At 46.4% G+C, this 24,610-nt stretch carries 27 protein-coding genes; 16 read left to right on the top strand and 11 right to left on the bottom strand.

Features of this window, described 5'->3' with window-relative positions; genetic code table 11:
• Positions 1–266: 266 nt before the first annotated feature.
• From E2K74_RS05805 to E2K74_RS05825, 5 genes are read left to right on the top strand one after another with little or no spacing between them, the layout of a single operon-like run.
• Entirely contained in the window at positions 267–1,085 is an 819-nt protein-coding gene (locus tag E2K74_RS05805; protein ID WP_151205496.1) for an ABC transporter ATP-binding protein, read from the top strand.
• The gene (mlaE, locus tag E2K74_RS05810; protein WP_151206720.1) at positions 1,082–1,861 is read left to right on the top strand and encodes a lipid asymmetry maintenance ABC transporter permease subunit MlaE; all 780 of its coding nucleotides are present in this window, start codon (positions 1,082–1,084) and stop codon (positions 1,859–1,861) included. Before E2K74_RS05805 ends, mlaE begins: the two co-directional genes overlap by 4 nt.
• Positions 1,861–2,538 carry an outer membrane lipid asymmetry maintenance protein MlaD gene (locus tag E2K74_RS05815; protein WP_151206721.1) on the top strand — a complete coding sequence of 226 codons (678 nt, stop codon included), beginning with the start codon at positions 1,861–1,863 and terminating at the stop codon, positions 2,536–2,538. Before mlaE ends, E2K74_RS05815 begins: the two co-directional genes overlap by 1 nt.
• An 18-nt stretch (positions 2,539–2,556) precedes the next feature.
• Complete coding sequence (locus E2K74_RS05820) at positions 2,557–3,189, top strand: phospholipid-binding protein MlaC (RefSeq protein WP_151205493.1); 633 nt, start codon at positions 2,557–2,559, stop codon at positions 3,187–3,189.
• 15 nt (positions 3,190–3,204) lie between these two features.
• Entirely contained in the window at positions 3,205–3,495 is a 291-nt protein-coding gene (locus E2K74_RS05825; RefSeq protein ID WP_151206722.1) for a lipid asymmetry maintenance protein MlaB, read from the top strand.
• A 147-nt stretch (positions 3,496–3,642) separates the two neighbouring features.
• Here the strand turns inward: E2K74_RS05825 and E2K74_RS05830 are convergent, their stop codons facing one another.
• A complete protein-coding gene (locus tag E2K74_RS05830; RefSeq protein WP_151205491.1) occupies positions 3,643–4,656 on the bottom strand; it encodes a CorA family divalent cation transporter in 1,014 nt (337 codons plus the stop codon).
• Positions 4,657–4,808: 152 nt separating this feature from the next.
• Between E2K74_RS05830 and E2K74_RS05835 the strand changes: the two genes are divergently transcribed.
• Together E2K74_RS05835 and E2K74_RS05840 are read left to right on the top strand one after the other, a co-directional pair.
• Entirely contained in the window at positions 4,809–5,399 is a 591-nt protein-coding gene (locus tag E2K74_RS05835) for a TIGR00730 family Rossman fold protein (protein WP_151206743.1), read from the top strand.
• A gap of 28 nt (positions 5,400–5,427) precedes the next feature.
• Positions 5,428–5,829: an NUDIX hydrolase gene (locus E2K74_RS05840; RefSeq protein WP_151206723.1), complete on the top strand. Its 402-nt coding sequence runs from the start codon at positions 5,428–5,430 to the stop codon at positions 5,827–5,829.
• A gap of 6 nt (positions 5,830–5,835) precedes the next feature.
• Here the strand turns inward: E2K74_RS05840 and E2K74_RS05845 are convergent, their stop codons facing one another.
• Both E2K74_RS05845 and recG read right to left on the bottom strand, forming a co-directional pair.
• Positions 5,836–6,471, bottom strand: coding sequence for a ComF family protein (locus tag E2K74_RS05845; protein WP_151206724.1), 636 nt, complete (start codon positions 6,469–6,471; stop codon positions 5,836–5,838).
• Complete coding sequence (gene recG, locus E2K74_RS05850; protein WP_151206725.1) at positions 6,458–8,503, bottom strand: ATP-dependent DNA helicase RecG; 2,046 nt, start codon at positions 8,501–8,503, stop codon at positions 6,458–6,460. Before recG ends, E2K74_RS05845 begins: the two co-directional genes overlap by 14 nt.
• 33 nt (positions 8,504–8,536) lie before the next feature.
• Between recG and E2K74_RS05855 the strand changes: the two genes are divergently transcribed.
• Entirely contained in the window at positions 8,537–9,337 is an 801-nt protein-coding gene (locus E2K74_RS05855) for an NAD(P)H-binding protein (RefSeq protein WP_151206726.1), read from the top strand.
• 153 nt (positions 9,338–9,490) lie between these two features.
• Here E2K74_RS05855 and plsB read toward each other — a convergent pair whose 3' ends face one another.
• Entirely contained in the window at positions 9,491–12,061 is a 2,571-nt protein-coding gene (gene plsB, locus E2K74_RS05860) for a glycerol-3-phosphate 1-O-acyltransferase PlsB (RefSeq protein WP_151206727.1), read from the bottom strand.
• A 282-nt stretch (positions 12,062–12,343) separates the two neighbouring features.
• Between plsB and E2K74_RS05865 the strand changes: the two genes are divergently transcribed.
• Entirely contained in the window at positions 12,344–13,216 is an 873-nt protein-coding gene (locus tag E2K74_RS05865) for an acyl-CoA thioesterase (RefSeq protein WP_151206728.1), read from the top strand.
• A gap of 144 nt (positions 13,217–13,360) precedes the next feature.
• Positions 13,361–14,596, top strand: a complete 1,236-nt coding sequence (locus E2K74_RS05870; RefSeq protein WP_151206729.1) for a dicarboxylate/amino acid:cation symporter — start codon at positions 13,361–13,363, stop codon at positions 14,594–14,596.
• 529 nt (positions 14,597–15,125) lie between these two features.
• Here E2K74_RS05870 and E2K74_RS05880 read toward each other — a convergent pair.
• The 7 genes from E2K74_RS05880 to E2K74_RS05910 all read right to left on the bottom strand — a co-directional run bounded on the left by E2K74_RS05880 (position 15,126) and on the right by E2K74_RS05910 (position 20,769).
• Positions 15,126–16,073, bottom strand: coding sequence for a metal-dependent hydrolase (locus E2K74_RS05880; RefSeq protein WP_151206730.1), 948 nt, complete (start codon positions 16,071–16,073; stop codon positions 15,126–15,128).
• Between the two features lie 136 nt (positions 16,074–16,209).
• Complete coding sequence (gene yihA, locus E2K74_RS05885; RefSeq protein WP_151206731.1) at positions 16,210–17,073, bottom strand: ribosome biogenesis GTP-binding protein YihA/YsxC; 864 nt, start codon at positions 17,071–17,073, stop codon at positions 16,210–16,212.
• A gap of 102 nt (positions 17,074–17,175) precedes the next feature.
• Positions 17,176–17,616 (bottom strand): RrF2 family transcriptional regulator, encoded by a 441-nt coding sequence (locus E2K74_RS05890; protein ID WP_151206732.1) that lies wholly within the window; start codon positions 17,614–17,616, stop codon positions 17,176–17,178.
• 91 nt (positions 17,617–17,707) lie between these two features.
• The gene (gene hmpA / locus E2K74_RS05895) at positions 17,708–18,916 is read right to left on the bottom strand and encodes an NO-inducible flavohemoprotein (RefSeq protein WP_151206733.1); all 1,209 of its coding nucleotides are present in this window, start codon (positions 18,914–18,916) and stop codon (positions 17,708–17,710) included.
• Between the two features lie 77 nt (positions 18,917–18,993).
• On the bottom strand, positions 18,994–19,383 hold the full coding sequence (locus tag E2K74_RS05900) for a helicase HerA-like domain-containing protein (RefSeq protein ID WP_227548011.1): 390 nt from the start codon (positions 19,381–19,383) through the stop codon (positions 18,994–18,996).
• Complete coding sequence (locus tag E2K74_RS14570) at positions 19,384–19,548, bottom strand: hypothetical protein (protein ID WP_161982778.1); 165 nt, start codon at positions 19,546–19,548, stop codon at positions 19,384–19,386.
• An 18-nt stretch (positions 19,549–19,566) separates the two neighbouring features.
• A complete protein-coding gene (locus E2K74_RS05910; protein WP_151206735.1) occupies positions 19,567–20,769 on the bottom strand; it encodes a PLP-dependent transferase in 1,203 nt (400 codons plus the stop codon).
• 759 nt (positions 20,770–21,528) lie between these two features.
• Here E2K74_RS05910 and rpsJ point away from each other — a divergent pair.
• Genes rpsJ through rpsS form a run of 6 tightly spaced genes read left to right on the top strand, consistent with a single transcriptional unit; the run spans position 21,529 to position 24,600 of the window.
• Positions 21,529–21,840, top strand: coding sequence for a 30S ribosomal protein S10 (rpsJ, locus tag E2K74_RS05915; protein WP_000070912.1), 312 nt, complete (start codon positions 21,529–21,531; stop codon positions 21,838–21,840).
• A 59-nt stretch (positions 21,841–21,899) separates the two neighbouring features.
• The gene (rplC, locus tag E2K74_RS05920; protein WP_151203991.1) at positions 21,900–22,538 is read left to right on the top strand and encodes a 50S ribosomal protein L3; all 639 of its coding nucleotides are present in this window, start codon (positions 21,900–21,902) and stop codon (positions 22,536–22,538) included.
• Positions 22,539–22,549: 11 nt separating this feature from the next.
• Positions 22,550–23,152, top strand: coding sequence for a 50S ribosomal protein L4 (gene rplD / locus E2K74_RS05925; RefSeq protein ID WP_151203990.1), 603 nt, complete (start codon positions 22,550–22,552; stop codon positions 23,150–23,152).
• On the top strand, positions 23,149–23,469 hold the full coding sequence (gene rplW / locus E2K74_RS05930; protein ID WP_151203989.1) for a 50S ribosomal protein L23: 321 nt from the start codon (positions 23,149–23,151) through the stop codon (positions 23,467–23,469). The genes rplD and rplW overlap by 4 nt, the downstream gene beginning before the upstream one ends.
• 11 nt (positions 23,470–23,480) lie before the next feature.
• Positions 23,481–24,305, top strand: coding sequence for a 50S ribosomal protein L2 (gene rplB, locus E2K74_RS05935; RefSeq protein WP_151203988.1), 825 nt, complete (start codon positions 23,481–23,483; stop codon positions 24,303–24,305).
• 19 nt (positions 24,306–24,324) lie between these two features.
• The gene (rpsS, locus tag E2K74_RS05940; protein WP_004281508.1) at positions 24,325–24,600 is read left to right on the top strand and encodes a 30S ribosomal protein S19; all 276 of its coding nucleotides are present in this window, start codon (positions 24,325–24,327) and stop codon (positions 24,598–24,600) included.
• Positions 24,601–24,610 lie beyond the last annotated feature (10 nt).

The following is a 24,610-nucleotide window of genomic DNA, read 5'->3' on the forward strand; positions in this document are numbered from 1 at the left end:
TTACGTTTTACTGTGCTTGAGCTACTAATGCCTTATCTCGCATTGGCTTTGGTTTTGTGTAATATTATTTTTTATCTCTATTATTTTTTTAATTGACGAGACTCTGTTAGAATCCAGCCTGATAAAATTTTTCATTCTAAGAAATAGACCTGACAGTAGACCGTATTGCTTTTCATAACCTTGACCCTTCTTTTGCAAATGCTAATATTTTGAACTTTGTTTCTTTATCGTACGCATGCTGAAAAAATGCAGGAATCCACTCAACTATGGAAAATCAAACAGCGCAAACTATGCCTTCTCTGATTGAAGTAAAGAATTTAAGCTTCAAACGCGGGGAGCGTGTGATTTATGAAGATGTGAGCCTCAGCATTCGTCGCGGACAGATTACCGCTATTATGGGTCCATCCGGGACTGGTAAAACAACATTATTGCGTTTGATTGGCGGCCAGTTGACGCCAGATCAGGGGCAAGTCCTGCTCGATGGGCGGGATATTGCTCAGATGTCGCGATCCGAGCTTTTTTCGGCGCGTGCGCGTATGGGCATGCTCTTCCAGAGTGGGGCCTTGTTTACTGACATGAGTGTCTATGAAAACGTAGCCTTTCCAATCCGTGCTCATACTAAATTACCTGAACATCTGATTGCTGAAATTGTAGCGCTGAAACTGGAGTCTGTGGGTTTACGTGGCGCTGAGCAGATGATGCCTTCAGAGCTGTCGGGTGGGATGAATCGTCGGGTGGCACTGGCAAGAGCCATTGCGCTGGATCCGGAGCTGATCATGTATGACGAGCCATTTGCCGGCCAAGATCCGATTGTGATGGGGGTTCTGACCCGCCTGATCCGCTCATTACGTGAAGCACTGGATTTAACGACCATTATTGTTTCGCATGATGTGGCAGAAACCTTATCGATTGCCGATTATATCTATGTAGTGGCAGAAGGGAAAATCCAGGGGGAGGGCACACCGGCAGAGTTGAAGGCACATCCTTCTGCCTTTGTTCAGCAGTTCCTGACCGGAGCCGTTGCAGGGCCTGTGGATTATCAGTTCAGCCATAAACCCTATTTAAATGATGAGGTGCGTTCATGAATGCTATCGCCCAGCTGGGGAGACGTGTGATTGAGCGTGTCCGCGGTATAGGGGTTGCGGCCCTGATGCTGTTGCAGATTCTGTTTTCCATGCCCACCTGGATCGGTGTCAAACTGTTTATATACCAGATGTATCGGGTAGGCGTACTATCGCTGCTGATTATTGTGGTGTCCGGTCTGTTTATTGGGGCGGTACTGGGCTTGCAGATGTATACCATTCTGGCGACTTTTGGCAGTGAGGCCATGCTGGGTACCGCAGTTGCTTTGACTTTGTTGCGTGAATTGGCACCTGTGGTTGCAGCCTTGCTGTTTGCCGGACGAGCCGGTTCTGCCCTGACTGCAGAAATTGGCCTGATGAAAGCCACTGAACAGTTATCCAGTATGGAAATGATTGGTGTTGATCCACTCAAAAGAGTGATTTCACCGCGTTTATGGGCGGGGATTTTCAGCCTGCCAATGCTGGCCGTGATTTTTGCTGCTGTCGGAATTATGGGTGGCAAAATGGTCGGAGTGGACTTTCTGGGGGCAGATGAAGGCGCCTACTGGAGTGGGATGGAAAATACGGTGCAATTCTATAAAGATATTTTGAATGGCACTATTATTAAAAGTTTTGTATTCGCATTAATCTGTACCTGGATTGCGGTATATCAGGGCTATGCCTGTGAGTCAACTTCGGAAGGTATTGCAACTTCTACAACGCGTACAGTGGTGTATTCTTCATTGTGCGTTTTAGGCTTTGATTTCGTGTTGACTGCGGTCATGTTCGGAGGTATTTAATGAAATCACGTACAAGTGAGCTGGCCGTTGGTGTTTTTGTCATTCTGTTTGGTATTGCACTGTTTTTCCTGGCCATGCGTGTCAGTGGACTGGTAGGAAGCAATATCGCGGACAGCTATAAAATGACGGCGACCTTTGAAAATGTCAATGGAATCAAGCCGCGTGCCAAAGTGGCGTTAAGTGGCGTCAAAGTCGGCCAGGTCGATGAGATTACGCTTGATCCGGTAACCCGTTTAGCCACTGTACATATGACACTGGATGGCTCCCTGACAACCTTTAATGCTGAGCAGCTGAAACAGGTCCAGCAAGAAGCATTAGAAGAGTTACGTTATAGTTCCGATTATACGGCGGCAGGTCCTGCTCAACAAAAAACAATGGAAAAGCAACTGTTAGATAACATGAAATCCATCACTAATATTGATGAAGATGCTTATATTATGGTAGCAACCAATGGTTTATTGGGTGAAAAATATTTGAAAATCATCCCAGGTGGCGGTCTGAATTATCTTAAACGTGGTGATCAGATTGCCAATACCCAAGGCACCATGGAAATTGAAGACCTAGTGACGAAGTTTATTACCGGTGGTGCCGGCAAATCGTCAGATAACCCGGAAGATGCCTCGGAAGACGCTGCATTTTCAGGAACAACAGATGCAGAACCTGCATTTGTTGAATAGTAAATTGAGGAGATTCGAGTGAAGACTCTAGTAAAACAAACGCTTGCCGTGAGCATTCTTTCCACCATGATGACCGGTACTGTATTTGCTGCACCGTCTGAAACGCCGCCTGCATTTATCAAAAAAGTGGCAGATGGCTTGATTGAACGCCTCAAAGCTGATCATGCCAAATTGCAGAATAATCCTGCGTTGGTAAAAACGATTATCCGTCAAAATCTTGATCCATATATTGATTCACAGTCTTTCACCCGTATTGTGATGGGAACTTATGCAACCAACCAGTACAGTACTGCGGCGCAGCGTGCACAGTTTGAGAAGAATTTCCGTGAAACTTTAATTGTGAATTATGGTACGGCGTTCTCCAAGTTCAGTAATCAGACCTATAACATCCGTCCATACAAAGCCAGCAATAGCAAAAACCCGGTAGTGACGATTGATTTTAATAACAATGGCGAGAAAATTCCGGTGGCTTTCCAGCTGGTGGATAAAGGTTCGCAATGGAAAATCCGTAACATCAACGTTTCTGGTATTGATCTGGGTCTTCAGTTCCGTAACCAGTTTGCGGCCACTGTAAAACGTAATGGCGGTAATCTGGATAAGGCCATTGCCAACTTCAAGCCGGATGCAGAAGCAGCAATTGACAAGAAATAACAAGATAGGTGAGCTGTGATCCAATTCAATGATCAGGAATTGCAGGTGTCAGGTCAAATTAATTATGAAAATGCGCAGGACTATTATCAAAAAGGTCTGCGCGTGCTTCAGGCACAAAGCCAGTTTCCGCTGGTGGTGAATCTGGCCGCACTTGAACATGGCAGTACCTTGGCCCTGGCGGTTCTAGTCCGTTGGTTACGTCAGACCCCACAGGCCCAGGGACTTCAGTTTAAGGCAGTGCCTGCAAAAATGATGAAGATCATTCAAGCCTGTCATTTGCAGGATGATTTGCAGATCATCAATTAAAAAAAAGCACCGATGGGTGCTTTTTTATTTTTATAGAATTGAATGTATGAGGTTCCCTCTCCTGATAGGAGAGGGCCAGGGAGGGGTAAATTATTCATAACCCTCTCTCTAACTCTCTCCCATAGGGAGAGAGAATTGCAACGTCCTTTAAATCCACTTCTTCCATCTAAAGTAAATTAATGGGCCAATCAGAAAACCAATCAGAATGATGCTGACCATCACAAAGCTCATCGTTCCTTGAGCAAAAGGCAGTACATCGGTGTTCATACCGTAGATACTGGCAATCAGCATCGGAGGTGCCAGCATACTCGGTAAAATTGAGAAGCGACGAATGGTGTCATTCTGTTCAGTATTAATAAATCCGGAGGTGGTGTCCAGCAGAAAGCGGACTTTCTGGAACAGGAACGCATCATGTTCGACCAGCGAGCGCACATCTTCACTCAACTCGCGAATATCTGCATCGTAAATATGACTGCCTAATGCCCGGGGACGGGACAGAAAGGTCAGCACCCGACGTAAATCAATTAAACAGAGCTGCGCTTTTCCAAGCATATCTTCCAGCTGGGCCAGACGGGTAATCATGTCATCCAGATCCAGAATCTGTTCACGATGCCGGTTATTCAGGACTTCGGTGGAGTATTTTTCCAGGTCTTTATGTACATCTTCCAGAATATCGGCCAGCTCATCCAGCTTGGCTTCCAGCAGGCCGAGCAGAATCCAGGTCGGATCGTTGTAGTCGATTTCATAATCATTACGGCGTGCACGCGCCCGGAAGGCCCGGAAAGCAACCAGTTTTTCACCCCGTAAGGTGAACAGCCGCTCCTTGTGCAGGATGAAAGCTACAGTCTGAACCGTTGCCAGAATGCTGGCTTCATCTTCATGTTCACTTTCGAGCTGATAATTTTTATTTTTCGTTAAAAAATAGGTACTGACATGCAAAATACCGTCATCATCACGGTAAAATCGGGCACTTGAAGAAATATCTTCCAGCGATTTTAAAGTCGGCAGGTTTTGCCCATAGGCGTCCAGGATCCATTGTTGCTCTTCCTGTGAAGGTGCAATTAAATCGACCCAGACTAATTCCGGATGCAGGTCGAAATCACCATTGATGGTGGCATCTTCTAAGCTACCGCGCCCTGTGGCATAAAAAGCTTCAAGCATGCTCTCTTTTCTCCCCTGCGCAGTATGTAAATCTGAATGGAGGTATTTTAGACAAGGAATTAAATAAAAACACTGATTGTAGGGTTATTTTTGAAAAAAAACTGTCAGAGCACACTCTGGTACACTATTCACTTAATGGAATGATGAAAATGATGAATTCTATCGCAATTTTTTGTGGTTCAGCCTTAGGCTCAGAACCGCGTTATGCGCAAATTGCCGAACAGGTTGGACAGACATTGGCCACACGGCAGCAAATGCTCGTCTATGGCGGTGGCCGGTCGGGCTTGATGGGTGTAGTTGCAGACAGTGCCTTGGCTGCTGGCGGTAAAGTTACAGGTGTCATTCCACGGGCACTGGTCAACCGTGAGTTGGCGCATCCGGATATTACCCAGCTGTTTGTGGTAGACAACATGCATGAGCGTAAAACCAAAATGTCTGAGCTGGCCCAGGGGTTTATTGCCATTCCGGGCGGTGCGGGCACACTGGAAGAAATCTTTGAGCAGTGGACCTGGGCACAGCTGGGTATTCATCAGAAACCCTGTGCATTTTTAAATGTAGATGGTTTTTATGACGACCTGCTCAAGTTTATCCGAATGACCACAGAGCAAGGATTTACCAAGGCACGTTTTACCAATGCGTTAATTGTCAGTGATCATCTTGAGGATATTTTAGAGCAGTTTGAAAGCTATCGGCCGCCTGAAGCAAAATGGGGTATGGTCGATCAAACCGATCTTGTAAAATAGCGCTCTTTCTTTGATTCGCACCAGATTAATGAACACAATTACAGTGGCAGCAGCTATCATTTTAAATTCAAGCCAGCAGTTGCTGGTGGTTCGCAAGCAGGGGACAGACTGTTTTATGCAGGTGGGCGGAAAGCTGGATCCGGATGAAGCGCCTGAACAAACCCTGTTACGGGAAATTCAGGAAGAAATTGGCTGTCAGGCGCAAATACAGCAATGTATAGGACGCTTTGAAACACTGGCCGCCAATGAGCCTGATCATCAGCTCATCAGTTATGTCTATCTGGTTGAGCTGGCTACTGAGCCGCATATTAAGGCTGAAATTGCTGAGATGAAATGGGTAGATGTGGGGCAGAAGGATGTTCAGTTGGCTCCGTTGACGACAGAAATTGTCATACCTTGGGTAAAAGAATATCTGTTGGTATCCGTGTGATTGAGATTACATTCTGGCGCCAGCCAGACAGGCTGCATAAATATGCTGGCACCCCAGCTCTTTGAGTTTGTGGCTTAAAGCACGCACCGAGCTGCCCGTTGTAACGACATCATCAATGATCAGGACTTTCCGGTAGCGTATTGTTGAAGAAGTTACGATTTGGAACTGCGCTTCAATATCTTCCATGCGTTCCAGACGGCTTAAGCCTTTTTGTGAATGCTGTTTCATACGCTGAACAGGCTGCCAGAGCGGCACATTGAGTTGTCGGGCCACCTGCTTGGCCAGTAATAAAGACTGGTTATAGCCGCGTTCGACCAGGCGTTCTGTAGAGATCGGCATCGGCACCACAGCACTGACTTTAGGGAAATTCAAACTCAGCAGGGCACCGGCCAAAAGCGGCTCCAGATGCAGCTTTTGCTCATATTTAAATAACTGGATTAAGCGATCCATCGGATAGGCATAATCACAGGCCACCTGAAACTGGATGTCCTGACGTTGAATGGTCTGATGAGCCCACGGTAACTGCTGCCAGCAATCCTGACAGACAGAATGTAGGGCCTGATGGTCCGTCTGGCATAACTGGCAGGGCTGTAAACGGTTCAGCCAGTGCTTGCCCTGTTGCAGTATATTAAACATAGGCATAGCGCGGTGCCTCGGGAAGCCAGCGTTTGAGCAAGGCTGCTGCCTGTTTTGGATAATCTTTCAGCATTTGCTGGGCCACATAGTGTGCCTGACCCAGCAGATGATCATCACGCTCCAGTTTGGCCACCCGAAAGCCCATATCACCTGTCTGCTTGGTTCCCAGTAATTCTCCCGGACCGCGTAATTCCAGATCTTTTTCAGCAATCATAAAGCCGTCATTGGTTTCTCGCATGATGCGCAGGCGTTCCTGACCATTTTGTGACAGGGGATGCTTATAGAGCAGGGCACAGAAGCTGGCTTTGGCACCGCGACCAACCCGGCCACGCAGCTGATGCAGTTGTGACAGACCCAGGCGTTCAGCATTTTCAATGACCATAATCGACGCATTCGGAACATCCACGCCGACTTCGATCACGGTAGTGGCAATTAACAGCTGTAGTTCATTCTGTTTAAACTGCTGCATCACGGCCTGTTTTTCATCGGCTTTCATCTTGCCATGCACCAGGCCGATATTCAGCTCCGGAAAACGCTCCTTAATTTCGGCAAAAGTTGCTTCGGCGGCTTGGGCATCCAGCGTTTCCGACTGTTCCACCAGGGTGCAGACCCAATAGGCTTGTTTATCTTCGGCGCAGTTACTTACAATGCGCTGTAAAACCTCCTCACGCCGGTCAAGTGGAATGGTCACGGTCTGAACCGGAGTACGGCCCGGTGGCAGTTCATCAATGACTGAAGTATCCAGATCACCATAGGCCGACATGGCGAGGGTACGTGGAATCGGGGTGGCAGTCATCACCAGCTGATGCGGAGACATGCCATCCAGTCCTTTGTTTCTTAGCGCCAGACGTTGATCCACGCCAAAACGGTGCTGCTCGTCAATAATCACCAGGCCGAGTTTGGCAAACTCGACATTTTCCTGAAACAGCGCATGAGTCCCAACCACGAGATGCGTGCTACCCTCCCGGATCAGCTGTTCGGAGGTTGCGCGGGCTTTGCCTTTTTGCTTACCGGAGAGCCAGGAGACAGTCAGCCCCAGTGGCTCAAACCAGCGCTTAAAATTTAGATAATGCTGCTCAGCCAGAATTTCAGTCGGTGCCATCAAGGCCACCTGCCAGCCTTCTTCCAGGGCATGACAGGCCGCTACTCCAGCAACCAGGGTTTTTCCGGCGCCAACATCGCCTTGAACCAGGCGCAACATCGGTTTGTTTTGTTTCAGGTCGTGGGCAATCTCTTTCGATACCCGCTTTTGTGCGCCGGTCATTGCAAAGGGCAGACTGGCCAAAAGCTGCTTGGCATAAGTTTTACTGGGCGCAAATGAAGGGGCTTCAATCTGCTGGATAAAAGAACGTCGGGTCAGCAAACTAATTTGGTGTGCGACCAGTTCTTCAAAAATCAGCCGCTGCTGTGCCGGATGTGAACCTTGGCTGAGCTGCACCATATTGGCATTCAGCGGTGGATGATGAATATATTCCAGCGCCTGCTTGAGATCATAGCCATTGCTAAATTTCTGCGGTAACAGCTCGGGCAAATCATCACTGTGCAGTTCCAGTGCCTGCTTGATATATTCACGCAGTTTGGGCTGGGTCAGTCCTTCAGTCGATGGATAGATGGCGGTGAGCTGGGTATGGGGCAGAGGGGTGTGTTCAGTAATGACCTGCAGTTCCGGATGATACATTTCCAGACCGCGTGCACCGACCCGAACTTCGCCAAATACTCTTAAGCGATTACCCAGCTTGCAGCGGTCGGTAATTCCTTTATAGATATGATAAAAACGCAAGGTCACTTTACCAGAATCATCGTCCAGTAGAATCGCCATCGACTTGCGTTTGCCGGGTGGAAAATCCACTCCTTTGACTGTGCCTTCCAGCAAATAGCTGCGTCCCACGTTTAATTGATTCATGGGAATGATCGTGCTACGGTCTTCATAATCGCGTGGCAGATGAAAAAGCAAATCATCAGTATTCAAGATATTCAGTTTTTCGAGTAAAGCAGCGGCGGCATTGCCAACGCCTTGTAACTGATGGACTGCGGCCATGTCTCCTCAACCTGGTCTGTGATTCGGTGTTTAATGCATATTTTATTTATTGGTTATGGTAAAACATCCGAGCGGGTAGCTAAACAATTATTTGAACAAGGTCATCAAATTAGCACAGTTAGCCAAAGTCCCAAAACAGATTCATTTGCAACTCATCTGATGCAGGATGTACATACCCTGGATTTAACAGCAGTTGCACCAATTGACTGGGTCTATGTATTACTGAGTCCAAAACAAAGGGCGGTTGAAGGTTATCAGCAGACCTATCTGGATTCGGTTCAGCCCATTGTGGCAGCCTTGAACATGCATCCAGTCAAACGCATGGTGGTGGTTTCATCGACTCGGGTGTATGGACAAAATGCCGGCGAAAGCGTGGATGATGACACTGCAATCCATCCCCAGGATGCTCAGGGCAAAATTTTGCAGCAGATGGAGCAGGCTTATCTTGCCGCCTATCCTGAGCAATGCACGATTATCCGTCCCAGTGGGATTTATGGCACTTCGGTCAGGCGTATGCAACACATGGCTGCATCCATGACCCATTATCCGAATCTGCACTGGTCGAACCGGATTCATATTGAAGATCTGGCCCGGTTCCTTGCTCACTTGATTCACGTGGAACATCCTGATTCTTCTTATATTGTGACCAATAACCAGCCTCAGCTTTTAGCTGAAGTATTGCAATGGTTCCAGCAGCAGATGCGAATTCCTTTGCTTCAGGTGGAAAGTCACAAGGTGACAGGCAAAAAGCTGTATGCAACCCGAATGCAGAAAACTGGATTTAGATTCAACCATCCAGATTGTTTTCAGGATTATCTGGAGTTGATGAAGTAAGCTTTCCCTCTTTCTGTTAAGAAAGGAATTAAACACTTCCTCTTGTTGGAGAGGGTTCAGGGAGCCAGGATTTAACCCTAATGAATATCTGGCAGCGAACTGCATCCTTCCTAAAATAAAAGAGAGGCAAATGGCCTCTCTTTTATTTAAAACTTACTTTTTCTTCTTGCGTCTGGCACGTTTTTTGGCCTGTTCAGCCGCAACCGCATCCAGTGCTTCTTTCAGCTCTTCATCGGTAAAGGCGGTGATGTGATGCAGCATCTGGAGCTTCACGTCATCCAGCACCAGATTGGCATATTGTGCTACATTGGTCAGCTGTTCATCATAAACAATGGCATTGTCTGCATTGGTACTGAGATAGCCTTTCTGGGTCAGCACTTTAATAAAGCTTTGGAACAGGGCCTTATCAAAGAATTCTGGCGAATTGAATTCATACAGCACGGACAGACGCTGACCGACCAAATGACTCAGCTCTTCTACCTGACGGGTCGAGATATTGCCCGAACCACGCTGGGTGATTAGGGCTAGCGTCATATAATAGCGTTCCAGACTTTGTGTCACCGGTGCCGTCAAAACTTCCAGTTGGTGATAGGCTTCAGTATTTGGTGCAGGGGCCACCAGATTTTCGCCTTCTTCAGCAATCAGTTTGCTGGCAATTAAGGCGTCAATATAGGCATTGACCTGTTCCTGAATTTTATCTTCCGCCCATTTCAGGAACAGCTCGGCTTTCAGGAATGGATAAAGTGTACTGCTGACATTGATTACGTCCTTACGGCGAATCGTACCGTTATGTTCAACCAGCGCTGCAATCAAGGATGGCAATACAAAGGCATGTACGATGTTGTTACGGAAATAGGTTAACAACACAGCCTGATTATCTTCAATTGCAATAATATCGCCAAGCACATGTTTCACGCGTTTGACCAGTTTCAGTTTCATGGCATAAGCCACGATTTCTTTACCTGAAAGTGGTGTGACCTGCATGCGCTCATCATATGGCAAGGCAATCAGCAGATTACGGTAGGTATCCAGCTGCTTGATACAGACTTCTTCATCCAGCGTGTGTTTTGGCGTCGCCAGCAAGATCAGCGACAGCAGTGAAACCGGGTTAATAACGACGGCACTGTTGATATTTTCCAGAATTGCCTGAGCAGAACTGTTGACGGCTTCAGATACAGCGGTTGGAATTGGATCATCATTCTTGGCAATCTGAATATTTTCTGCACCATGCTGTTTCAGCATGTCATCCAGAAACACCGGTTCACCAAAGTTTAGATGCACCTTGCCAAAAATACGTTCAATTTTGCGTAAAGTTTTTAGAATACCAAAAATAGATTCAGCTTCTTTTTCTTTCCCGTTCATTTCACCGACATAGGTGCCGCCTTCCATGAGACGTTCATAGCCAATATAGGTCGGCAGGAAAACAATCGGTTTGGCCTTGCCACGTAAATGACCGTGTACCGTCATGGCCAGCATACCGGTCTTTGGCGGAAGCAGACGGCCTGTGCGTGAACGGCCACCTTCAATAAAATATTCCAGGGGGGTATTACGTGACAGGATGCTGTACAAATATTCCTTAAACACAGTGGTATACAGGGCATTACCACGGAAAGTCCGGCGGATGAAGAATGCACCGCCACCACGTAGAATCTGACCCACAAATGGCATATTCAGGTTGTCGCCCGCAGCAATATAAGGCACCATCAGACCACGTTTATAAATGACGTAAGACAGAAGCAGATAGTCGATATGGCTGCGGTGACATGGCGTATAGACAATTTCATAGTCCTTGGCCAGTTCACGCACGGTGCTGAAGTTATGCACTTCGACGCCGTCATAAAGCTGGGTCCATAAACGGGTCAGAGCCTTGTCTGCAAAACGCACGGTTGAGTGCGAATAATCCGATACAATTTCATTTAAATAGCCAATCGCACGGCGCTCCGCTTCAAGCATTGAAATCTTGCTGCGGATACTTTCGTTCAGGATCGCTGCCTGTACATCGGTCGATTTGATCAGGCCATGCATGACATTACGTCGATCTGACAGATCTGGCCCGAGTACCACTTCACGCTGCGCGTCCAGATAATCGTTCAGGTTGCAGACGATATACGTGGCCGGTGATAAATTCGGATGGGTTTCTTTGGCAAAGTCAAGCATGGCACGCAAGGACTTCGGCTCATGAAACTCTAAATAAGACTGACGACCGTGCAGGCCGATATTGACCAGCTGTTTTACCCGGCTTGGAGTCGACCAGGTATCGGTAAATAACAGTTTAAACCAAGAATCTTCTTTTTCAGGTTCACGTCCCCACAGCACGGTGACCGGAATTAGTTCGACATCCAGTTCCGGATGTTTTTCCAGTGCCTCAATCAGACGTAGCAGACGTGGCGGAAAAGCATGCGCTGGGGCGCTGAGTAAATTATTATCATCATGATACTGCAGGAACAGCAGCGAGGTCTTTTCTTTGAGTTCACCGAGCTCGAGTGAATCCAGAGCCGGCGGTATTTTCAGACGGCGGGTCTCAGCATCCACGACCAGCGCATTACTGCGAGAGTGATTCTGTAAAACGTAGCAGATGATTTTCTGTGATGCTGGGGCGGTCTGGTCAGTGGCTGGAGCAGTCACTTCACTTGGTACTTCCCCGAGAACCTGAGGGGTTACCACCAGATCAAGCAGCTTGCTTGAAAGCTTGCGGTAGATTTGACCAAAGCCATTCTTGGACATAGTTACTCCTAATTTACTGACCAAAACTACTAGACTTCTGAAGAGGAATGATTGTGTATGATTCTTTATAGAAACGATATGTCATTTTGAACACATTCAACAGAAGCCGTGCAATTTTAGCGCGAAATTCAGGGTATTTCCTAGTAGCTTGTGCAATTGATATGACAGGACAGTCAAGCAATCTTTAGGGTTTTGGTCTGAATTTATGGCAGAATATTCCAGTTTATTTGTATACATGTGTATTTTTACGAGGGGATTTCCCCGCCATCGAATAGGTTGCCTATGAATGCCTTAACCCAGGAACTGGTCGAGCTGCTCAGCTTAGAAAAGTTAGAAGAAAATATTTTTCGTGGAATTAGCCGCAATCTGGTCGGCAAGCGTGTGTTCGGTGGGCAGGTCTTGGGTCAGGCCTTGCGTGCGGCATCTTATACCACAGACCGACCAGCGCATTCTCTGCATGCCTACTTTCTGTTTGGTGGCGATGTTAACGCTCCGATCATCTATGAGGTTGACCGCATTCGTGATGGCAAGAGTTTTGTCAGCCGCCAAGTGCGTGCAATCCAGCATGGCCGGATCATTTTTATGTGTATGGTGTCTTTTGCCCAGCAGGAAGAAGGGCTGAACTATCAGATTTCAGAGCCTGAATATCCGCCAGCGGAAAGCCTGAAAAATGAAGTGGCTTTGGTCCAGCAGATGATTGAGTTTATTCCGGAAAATGTCCGTGCTTCTTTTACCCGTGAACGTCATGTCGAAATTCGTCCGGTCAATCCGCAAAATCCGTTTCAGCCCCAGCCTGAAGCACCTTCTTATGCACACTATATCCGTACCCATGACCGGATTGCAGCAGAAGTCGATGACATCTCCCTGCATCAGGCCATTGCAGCGTTCTATTCTGACTTTACCTTGATGACCACGGCGCTACGTCCGCATGGCCTGAGCTATCTGTCTCCAAGCCTGCAGTGTGCGAGCATTGACCATGCCATGTATTTTCATAAGCCATTCCGGGTAGATGAGTGGATGCTCTATGACATGGAAGCAACGCAAAGTGCCAGTTCACGCGGCCTGAACTTTGGACGGATGTGGCAAAATGGCGAGCTGGTCTGTAGTACCACCCAGGAAGGCCTGATTCGTTTACGTGAAATTGAAACCCAGTAAATCAGCATATAAACCTACATCAAGCCGGACTCCAGATCCGGCTTGATACTTTTTCAGAGAGGGGTGTTTATAAAAAATTACTCGATTCTCCAGTTCTTGCGTGGCATAGTGCGGCTTAAGATCAATATTAAAAATGCACGTAAAATGAGCTTGAATACGCAGATTTTAATTGCCGCCGTCTTGGGGGTAGGGTTTGGATTTTTACTGACTTTATTTCCAGAAATCCCGTTTTTTAATATCAGCCTGTACGCAATCAGCATTGCGAGTAGCATCTTTATTGGCCTGCTTAAAATGATCCTGATCCCGCTGATTTTTACCTCAATTGTGGTGGGAGTCTCCAACCTGCAAGCCGGTGGGCAGCTCAGCAGGACCTGGAAAATCACATTGATGTGCTGTGTCACGACCACTACTTTAGCACTGATTCTGGGACTCACTTGTGCGCATTTATTTGAGGTGGGCAAGGGTGTAGATGTGGTGATGTTTCAAGATGCCATGGCACAGCATAAAACGCCGGATACCTTGACGCCGTCCTCCTTTTTCACCAATTTTATTCAAAACACCCTGATTAATCCTTTTAAGGCTTTTGCAGATGGCAATGTGCTGGCAGTGGTGGTATTTGCCTTGTTTATCGGGGTGGCGCTGGTGGCAGGTGGTGACTGCTTTCGTACCGTGCGTAAACTCAGTCATCAGTTTTTTGACATCATGATGTTAATGATTGGCTGGGTAATGAAACTGGCGCCAATAGGAATTTTTGCCTTATTGGCCAAACTGATTGCAACCGAAGATATTTCTGTGCTCAGCCGTCTGGCCGAGTTTGCGGCAGTGGTGACTGGAACTACGATTTTTCATGGTGTAGTAGTGCTGCCACTTCTGTTGTGGTTCTTCGGGAAAATGGACCCGTTGACTTTCTTTAAGGGTACCCGTAGCGCTCTGATCACTGCTTTTGCCACCAGTTCCAGTTCTGCCACCATGCCGCTCTCTTTAAAATGTGCACAGGAAAATTTAGGGGTACGCCCACAAACAGCCGGCTTTGTTATTCCTTTAGGCACTCAATTGAATATGGATGGCACGGCCTTATATGAGGCAGCAGCGGCATTGTTTATTGCTAACCTGATGGGGCTAGACCTGACTTTGGGGCAGCAGCTGATTGTCTGTGCCACGGCAATGATTGCGTCTTTAGGTGCACCGGGTATTCCTAGTGCCGGAATGGTAACCATGATTATGGTGCTACAATCCGTGGGGCTGCCTGCCGAAGCGATTGCGATTCTGTTACCGATCGACCGTCTGCTGGATACAGTGCGTACCGTGGTCAATGTACAGGGTGACATGATGATCAGCGTGGTGGTCGATCGTTATACCCGTGAGCCACAACAGACTTAGTCCACTTCCGAACTGGGGGGTTAAACATGATTTTCAGGAGCTAGCTTCCAGATCCTGCACATACACTGTATAACCCTCGTAAGCGCTTGGCTTGTGCAGCTCTGATAATTTTGGCGCCGGTATTTTCTGCCTGAGCCATTGCTTGACCGACCTTCAGAGGATTATAGATTTTTTGTCCCCAGCTCATGTGTGTGGGGCATATTGCACTCAGCGTCAGTCCAGTTATCCTGTTGAATGCTGCTTTGCGGCCATAAAGCCAGTTTTAAACCTGATTGCAGTTCAATAAATGCCGCAGCGTCCTAACCAAATTCCTCACCGATGACGCCTTCACTGCTTAAACTCAAGCCTTCACGATAAAAATCCAAGGCTGCCGCCAGGTCGCGCCCTGCAAATTTAATGACGGAAATGCAGGCGTGCACACGCCGTATTTCTTGTTATTTCCATATACTGCGAACAAATTAAAAGCAGGGCATTGACCCTGCTGGGTAGGCATTATTGTATCGTGCGGCTTAAGTGATGAATGGGGGGATTATGCCACTTTCAGCTGTGTTGCACGTTTGGCTGCCGGGGAGGATGCCAGATAAGCAATCGCATCTTCAGTTTTGGCTTCGTGCAGTGGATCGTACCATGGCATCAGATATCCCAGCTGCTGTGAGATGAGCCAAAATGGACTGGGTATTAAATTATTGTTACGTTGTGCAATCGCATACCATTCACGCCAGATCCACGGCTTGTATACGGCCGGGCAGATCGCTTTAAAGCGGGGGTCTTGTTTCATCAGATGGGCAGTGCCATCAACCCACAGGCCAATTACGGCCGCAATCACAATGATGCTGAGGTAATAACGGGCAATATAACCGCCACCTAAATGACGGTATAAATCAAAGGCGACAGTACGATGTTCAATTTCCTCTGCACCGTGCCATTTAATCAGATCCAGCATGGCTGGGTCTGCTCCCAGTTTCTGCCATTCCTGATTATACAGGGCATATTTACCCAGTACGCAGGTCATGTGTTCCACCGTGGCGATAATGCCGAGGCGAAATAAATCCCATTGATGTTCAAGTAATGAAGGAATCTTTAGGCCTAAAGGCTGGTCGGCCAGTAATCGGCTAAACAGGAAATTCATGACATTGAGGTTGCGCTGGATATCAATATTGCGCACGGTTAAATATTCATAATTGGCAGAGTTATGCGCTTGAGCATGCATTGCTTCTTGGCGGATAAAGGCTTGCACATCCTGTTTCAGTTTTTCATCACGAATTTGGGGCAAAACTTTATTATACAGGCGACAAAACCAGAATGCGCCAGCAGGTAAAATCATATTAATTTCATTGATGAAATAGCTTACATAAGGCTGCTGTGGAATCCAGTCCACGGGCGTGTCTTGCCATTCAAATTTTACTTTACGTGGCTGAATATAATAGCTGATAGATGAGCCGAGTTTAGCGTTTTTTAAACGGGAGAAAAGTTTCATCATACTGTCCTTATTGTTTTAACGTGTAATGCTCTACATACGGTAAAAATCAGTATGAAAAAAATATCCCGCATTGTGATTAGCAATACGGGACATTGAAATATCAATTAATGATGAATTTGGAGGATTATCCTGATTAATCGGCTTGTCGGCTTTCATCCGTCGCATCATCGGCAATTTGAGCCTCTGATTCATTCTCTTCTATACACATCGATTCTTGTGGTTCATCCAGTTCATCGGCTACCGCGTCAGGAATGCTGTCCAGATCAAACTCAGCGGTCTGATCCAGCGTAAAATTCAGGCGACCCCCCATCACACTAGCCAGTTCTTCCAGACCTTGCTTATTGAGGGAAGAGAACAGCTGAATTGAAAAGTCCAGCTTCATCTTTTTCAGCATGGCTTTCACTTCTTGCAGGACTTTAGAGGCTGGACCGCGATTCAGTTTGTCAGATTTGGTCAATAACACATGCACGAACAGTTTACGTGAATAGGCCCATTCCAGCATCATGATGTCAAAGTGCTGCAGAGGATGACGGATGTCCATCAATAACACCAGACCTTGCAGGCTCTGGCGATGAATCAGGTAATTTTCCAGCTCTTTTTGCCATACGATCTTCATGGCTTCTGGTACGGCAGCATAGCCATAGCCGGGTAAGTCAACCAGACGCTGATCCGGATTGCCCAGACTAAAGAAGTTGATCATCTGGGTGCGCCCCGGCTTTTTCGATGCACGTGCCAGCTGCTTCTGGTTGGTCAAGGCATTAATCGCGCTCGACTTCCCTGCATTTGAACGGCCTGCAAAAGCCACTTCATACCCCGTATCTTCTACACACAGGCTCAGCTTGGGTGCGCTCATTAAGAATTCAGCTTTACGCAACCAGTTCAGTGCGCGCACAGAGTACTCAGTAATCGCAGGATCTACTTTTTTTTCATAGCTGATCTTTTGCTTTGGGGCATTCGATGCCTTACTGTTTTTCGACTTTCCTCTGCTGTGATGCATGGCTCAACTTCAATGACTAATATACAAGGAACTATTATAAAGGAAGTCGGGCAGGCAAGCGAACTTTAGCGCTGTTCAGCCGCAAAGAGGGGGAAATAGCTGTTAAAGATTAATCAGGTTGATGGGGGACTGAAGGCTAAAATGCCCTTGAACAGGCTGAATCACATCGCCCAGAATATACTGATCCAGACTGGCATAGAACTGTTCCATAGCTTGATCCAGAATACCTTTTAAACCGCAGCCATAGCGCAGTACGCAGGGAGGATCATTGCATTCCACAATCTGGTTGTCACGCTGTAAAATCCGCACAATCTGCCCGAGCTGAAGTTTCAGGGCATCCGGATTCAGGCGTACTCCTCCACCTTTGCCGCGGGTGGTAATCAGCCAGTTTTGCTTTGCCATAAAATGGACAATTTTCATCGCATGGTTTTGCGAAACTTCCAGGCGCTCGGCCAGCTCAGCAATCGTATAAGGGAGATCACGGGGTTGTGCAACATACATCAGTATACGAAGCGCATAATCAGTGAATTTATTCAGTTGCATGATAATACTGAGATTTTTGATTAAAAAAATTGGGGCTAGTCTAGCATAACCAAACTAACCCCCCTTTTTTATTTTGTGTCTGTGTTGCCGCTTAGTGGTGTACACCACCTGTGCCAAAGGCTTCACTGTGAATGTTTTCAGCCGGAATACCGCGAGCCAGCAGTACTTTTTGCTGTTCAACCATAAATGGCATTGGGCCGCAAAGGTAGTAGTCTGCATTTGTTGGTAGTAAAGCACTGTCGAGGCTGCTAAGGTCTAAACGACCTGCAATGTCAAAGTCTTCGCCTAATTTGTCGCTGGCATGCGGAAACTCATAGGCAGTCACTGTGCTTAAGCGAGGATATTTTGCTTTTAAATCCTGAATATGCTGTTTCATGGCATGCACTTGTTTGCTGCGACACGCATGGATGAAAGTGACGGGTTGTGGCATATCTAAAGTAACCAGTTGATTCAGCATGGCAATCATCGGGGTGAGGCCTACACCACCACTGATAAATACATTACGTTTATTTGCATCAATCAGGTAGAAATTACCTGTTGGCGCAGACACTTCAATTTCTGAACCTTCTGGCAGGCTATGTAACGTATTAGAGACCCAACCCGGAATTAAATCATCTTTTTGATCTTCGCGTTTGACTGAGATACGCAGATAGTCCGCTTGCGGGCAAGTGGACAGCGTATATTGACGAGGCTGTCTTAAGTTGAGTTCCGGCACAAAGACACGAACAGAAATGTATTGTCCTGCTTCGTATTTTGGCAAATCGCCACTGTCTACAGGGGTAAGGTAGAAAGAAGTAATTTCATCACTTTCCACTACTTTTTTGGCAATTTTAAAATTGCGCCAGCCTAACCAGCTGCCTTTGGTTTGCTGATGTTGATCATAAATGGCTTTTTCAGTGTTGATGAATAAATCTGCCAATTGACCATAAGCCGCAGCCCAAGCATCAATTAAAGGATCTTCCATTGAAATATTAAGTACTTCACTGATGGAATGCAGCAGGTTTTCCCCCACAATATTATAATCCGGCGCTTGAATATTCAGGCTGACATGTTTGTGGGCGATCAGTTCAACCACAGGCAAAAGCACGGAAGGGTCTTCAATGTTTTCCGCATAGGCCAACACTGCACCTGCCAGGGCTTGCGCCTGTGCGCCGCTACGCTGATGGCCCATATTGAAGGTTTCTTTTAAGTCTGGATTATTGCCCAGCATGCGGTTATAGAAATAACCTGTCAATGCAACCCCATTTTCACGAAGAACAGGAACAGTGGCTTTTACAAGATCAATTTGCTGCGGAGTCATAGTTGATTTCTCATGGGTGTTATCTATAAGATGTATTTAAAATACATTTTTAAAAATGGTTTTACAATAGCCATCAATTAAATACCCATAAAAAAATTATGGAATATAAGAATATTCCATAATGAAGAGGTTAATGATCGAAGGAATAGATTATTTTTTACGAACAGGGTGCCCAATAAACCCCAGATAATTTTCTCTCCACCCCTGCCACATGCAGCACTTTTGGTAAAAGTTCCAACTGTATCCTGAAACAGTTTTTGATGTTGCTTGGCAGCGGGTTCAGCTGCTTTTTGCTGCAATATCTCAAACGCATTTTCACCATCCAGGCTGTGTAGGTAAGTGCCTGCAATGACACTGAACAGTATTTTGTGTTCTTTGGGGGCAAGCGGGTGAAATGAAGAATAGGGTAGTATCCCCCAGCAACTTTCAACCATTTGCGATATGTCTTGTTCATTCAGATAGCTTATTCAGGCTTTGCCTGTGCCCAGTTCGCCAACGGCTTGGCTTTTAGGCTTATGGTTTGAACACTGCCCATTGCCCCGGCGATTAAGCCGTGGCGGTTGGCAAATTGTGGGGGTCAAATCCTCTCTGTGTATGGGCAAGTTTTTGGCAATCACGGTTGCTGCACCCATATGATTTCCTATTTTGATTTATTCATGTTGCTGCTGAGCTAACTGTTTTAATGCATTTTCTATATCTTGAATTAAATCTGCAGGATGTTCTAGCCCAATACAGAAGCGAACCAGGAAGCCCTCTTTCAAATGTGAATGTTGAAGCATGCGCATCTCTTTTAAGTCATAAAGCATGACCAGGCTAACCGGTCCACCCCAGCTAAATCCAAGCTTGAACAGTTGCAGGGCATCGCAGAAGGTACGAATATCTTCTAAAGTGTATTCAGGTTTGAAAATCACACTGACCAGACCTGCACTTTGTCCATCTTTGCAAATTTCTTGCCAGTATTCATGACCTGCGGCATGCGCATCGGCAGGATGTAAGACCTGAACAAATTCATTTCGCTGTTGAAGCCAAGCCAGCAGTTTTAAACAGCTTTGAGCTTGATGTTGATAACGCACCTGCATTGACGCCAGGCTGCGTTGCACTTGTGCCACATCATCACCGGACACGCTAATGCCTTGAATTGCATGTATGCGAAACAACTGATGATGCAGCTTTTGATCCCGTGTCACCACAGAGCCCATCAAGATGTCACCACCGCCGCTTGGATATTTGGTCAACGCATGCACGGTTATATCTACCGCTAAATGTTCCGTACCAAAGTCAAAGGCATTAAATGCCAGACCTGCTCCCCAGGTATTGTCGAGTGCAGTCAAGACATGATGTTTCTGCGCCTTTTGAACTAAAGCGGTCAGATCTGGAAATTCCAGCGTTACTGAACCTGCGGCTTCGAGCCAAATCAGCTTAGCTTTTTCTGTAGGCTGGAATGAACTGGCCGCTAGCGGATTATAGAGCTTTACCGTAATACCATAGCGGCTTTCCAGATTACGCAGATGCTCCATGTTGGGGCCATAAATATTGTCTGCTACCCAGACTTCATCCCCCTGCGCAAGAAAACAGGAATTGACGAGGTTAATGGCCGACAGGCCGCTCGGAGCCAGCAAGCAGTATTGCCCGCCTTCAAGCTGAGCAATGTTGTCGGCTAATGTAAATGTGGTAGGTGTGCCATGGGTGCCATAACTATAATCATAGTCATCGCTCCAGTGGCGATTAAACAATGCATCCGTGGTTTCAAAAATGATGGTAGATGCACGATAAAGGGGAGGCTGAACCGTAGAAATATATTGAGGAGCCTTTCGCGGTGCATGAATCAGGGCGGTTTGTGGATTTTTTTTCACGTGAATGCGCTCAAATGTAAGTCGTTATTGTCCTAGCTTAAGAGAATCTCGAGGGCGCGACTAGGGCTATGAAGATGGTTGAAAAGCTTTATTTGGTTTTAGGGTGGATGGTGTGTTGTAAATTCGGCTTTTACGGCGGGATTAAAATAGCTCAACTCAGAGTAGGCTAGATCTAATAAGCATTTATCTTATGACCCATATTAAAAAAGCTGGCGAGGCCCTTATGCACAGAGTGGAGTAATAGCGAATCCCCATCTTGATCAGCTCGAGCGGTTTGGTAAAAGTATGCTTGTTTCTTAATATATTATTTGAAATAACTCAGTGAATTTAAGAACTTTTGAGAAAGATAAAAAGAGTTGACGCAGTGCTCGAGCCTGTATCTTCAAGTCTGGCAGAAAGTGGAAAATGAATAAAAAATGCTTTATGGAGGAAAATAGCTACTCAAGCATGCAATTAAAAAAAGAAGCGACTGGGTCAATGCTGATACTTCCAGAAAAATAAATGGCCAATTCAGAAAATGCAGCCAAATAGCCGGATAAAACTGTAAAAGGCATTTGCTTATGCATTAAACAATGACTATAATGAGCGACCCTTCAATAGGAAGGGGTTAACTGCGAAGAAAGTAGTTAACTATCGTTACAGTCATGGCATCGATCATGACCTTGGTGATATTTCACTGCTCTTGACACTTACCTTGAAATAGTGGGGTGAGATGCGTCAAGAGTGATTCTTTATATATTTGGCTTGGAGTTAACTGGTATGTCTAACCAGAGAATTCGTATCCGTCTTAAGTCTTTTGATCACCGTCTAATTGATCAATCAGCTCAAGAAATCGTAGAAACAGCAAAACGTACTGGCGCACAAGTATGTGGTCCAATTCCAATGCCTACACGCATTGAACGTTTTAACGTTTTAACATCACCACACGTTAACAAAGATGCGCGTGACCAATACGAGATCCGCACTTACAAACGTTTGATCGACATCGTTCAACCTACTGATAAAACTGTTGATGCGTTGATGAAGTTAGATCTAGCAGCTGGTGTTGATGTTCAGATCGCATTGGGTTAAGGCTTTCGGTTAATTAACACTCTAAGTTAATTAGGCCGCTTTTTTAGAGGTTTATGCACATGGCTATTGGTTTAGTCGGTCGCAAGTGCGGTATGACACGTGTCTTTACAGACGCTGGTGTTTCTGTGCCTGTTACAGTGATTGAGGTTGATCCTAACCGAATCACTCAAATCAAAACGCTTGAAACTGATGGTTATCAAGCGATTCAAATCACTACTGGTGAACGTCGCGAATCTCGCGTAACTAACGCTCAGAAAGGCCACTTTGCGAAAGCGGGTGTTGCTGCTGGTCGTCTGGTTCAAGAATTCCGCGTTTCAGAAGCTGAGCTTGAAGGTCGTGAAGTTGGCGCTACTATTGGCGTAGATCTGTTCACAGTGGGTCAAATTGTTGACGTAACTGGTCAGTCTAAAGGTAAAGGTTTCCAGGGTGGTGTTAAGCGTTGGAACTTCCGTACGCAAGATGCTTCACATGGTAACTCTGTATCTCACCGTGTTCTAGGTTCTACAGGTCAAAACCAGACTCCTGGTCGCGTGTTCAAAGGCAAAAAAATGGCTGGCCATTTAGGTGCTGAGCGCGTAACTGTACAGGGTCTTGAAATTGTATCTATCGACGCAGAACGTTCAGTTCTGGTAGTTAAAGGTGCGATTCCTGGTGCTACCGGTGGCGACGTAACTGTTCGTCCTACGATCAAGGCCTGAGGGGAAATAACGTGAATTTAAATACTGTTTCCGGCTCTGCTGTTGAATTATCAGAAGTTGCGTTCGGTCGTGAATTTAATGAAGCTCTTGTACACCAAGTTGTTACAGCTTACCTAGCTGGTGGTCGTCAAGGTTCTAAAGCTCAGAAATCACGTTCGGAAGTTGCTGGCGGTGGTAAAAAGCCATTCCGTCAAAAAGGTACTGGCCGCGCTCGTGCTGGTTCTATTCGTAGCCCAATCTGGGTTGGCGGTGGTAAAACTTTTGCTGCTCGTCCACAAGACTGGTCTCAAAAAGTAAACCGTAAAATGTACCGCGGTGCTATGCAATGCATCCTGGCTGAACTTGTTCGTCAAGATCGCTTGGTGCTGGTTGATGAGTTTGCAGTTGCAGCTCCAAAAACTAAAGAATTGCTTGCAAAACTTAACGACTTGAATGCTACGCGTGCATTGATCGTTACTGATGCTGTTGATGAGAACTTGTATCTGGCAGCTCGCAACATTCCATACGTTGATGTGGTTGATGCGACTGCAATCGATCCTGTTAGCTTGATCGCGTTCGATAAAGTTGTTATGTCTGTAGCTGCTGCTAAGAAAATTGAGGTAGAACTCGGATGAACAACGAACGTTTATATCAAGTCCTGCAAGGACCTGTTTTCTCAGAAAAAGCACAAGTTTTAGGTGAGACTGCTGGTGTTCAAGTATTCAAAGTTGCACTTGATGCAAATAAGCTTGAAATCAAAAAAGCAGTTGAACAACTCTTTGGTGTAGAAGTGGTTAAAGTTAACACGACTGTCACTAAAGGTAAGTCTAAACGCTTTGGTAAAACATTAGGACGTCGTTCTGATGTTAAAAAAGCATACGTCACCCTGAAAGCTGGCCAGGATGTTGAAATGGCTGACTTGGGCGATACCGCTGAAAGCACAGCGGAATAAGGACGAAAATTATGCCGATTCAAAAATGTAAGCCAACGTCTCCAGGACGTCGCTTTGTAGAGAAAGTCGTTCACGACCATCTTCACAAAGGTGCTCCGTACGCTCCATTAGTTGAAGCTAAAAAGCGTACTGGCGGCCGTAATAACAACGGTCACATTACGACTCGTCACGTTGGTGGCGGTCATAAACAACACTACCGTATCGTAGACTTTAAACGTAACAAAGACGGCATTCCTGCTGTAGTTGAGCGTATTGAATACGATCCAAACCGTACTGCGCACCTTGCGTTGCTGAAGTATGCTGACGGTGAACGTCGCTACATCATCGCACCTAAAGGTCTGCGTGCTGGTGATGCAGTTCAGTCTGGTAACGATGCTCCAATTCGTCCAGGTAACTGTTTGCCACTTCGCAACATGCCGATCGGTTCTACTCTTCACAACATCGAGCTTAAAATCGGTAAGGGCGCACAATTAGTACGTTCTGCTGGTACGTCTGCTCAGTTGTTGGGTCGTGACGGTTCTTACGCAATTATTCGTCTTCGTTCAGGCGAAATGCGTAAAGTACACGTTGAATGCCGCGCTGTGTTAGGTGAAGTATCTAACTCAGAAAGCAACCTTCGTTCACTGGGTAAAGCTGGTGCATCACGCTGGCGTGGTGTTCGTCCTACCGTTCGTGGTATGGCGATGAACCCGGTAGATCACCCACATGGTGGTGGTGAAGGGCGTAACAAGGGTATTCAACCTGTAAGCCCATGGGGTCAAAAAGCTAAAGGGTACAAGACACGTACCAATAAGCGTACGACTAAGATGATTATTCGCGACCGTCGCGTTAAGTAACAAGTAAAGGAATCTGACAATGCCTCGTTCTCTGAAAAAAGGCCCATTCGTCGATGCGCACTTGTTCGCTAAGGTTGAAGCGGCTATCGCGGCGAATAACCGTAAGCCGATCAAAACTTGGTCGCGTCGTTCGATGATCCTCCCGGATTTTGTTGGTTTAACAATTTCTGTTCACAATGGTCGTAACCATGTTCCGGTAATCGTATCTGAGCATATGGTTGGTCACAAGCTTGGTGAATTTGCACCGACTCGTACCTACCGTGGTCACGGTGTTGACAAGAAATCTAAACGTTAATAGGTGCTAT

Origin of the sequence: Acinetobacter sp. RF15B (assembly GCF_007558235.1) — a bacterium.
In the GTDB taxonomy this organism is placed as follows: Bacteria; Pseudomonadota; Gammaproteobacteria; order Pseudomonadales; family Moraxellaceae; genus Acinetobacter; species Acinetobacter lwoffii_C.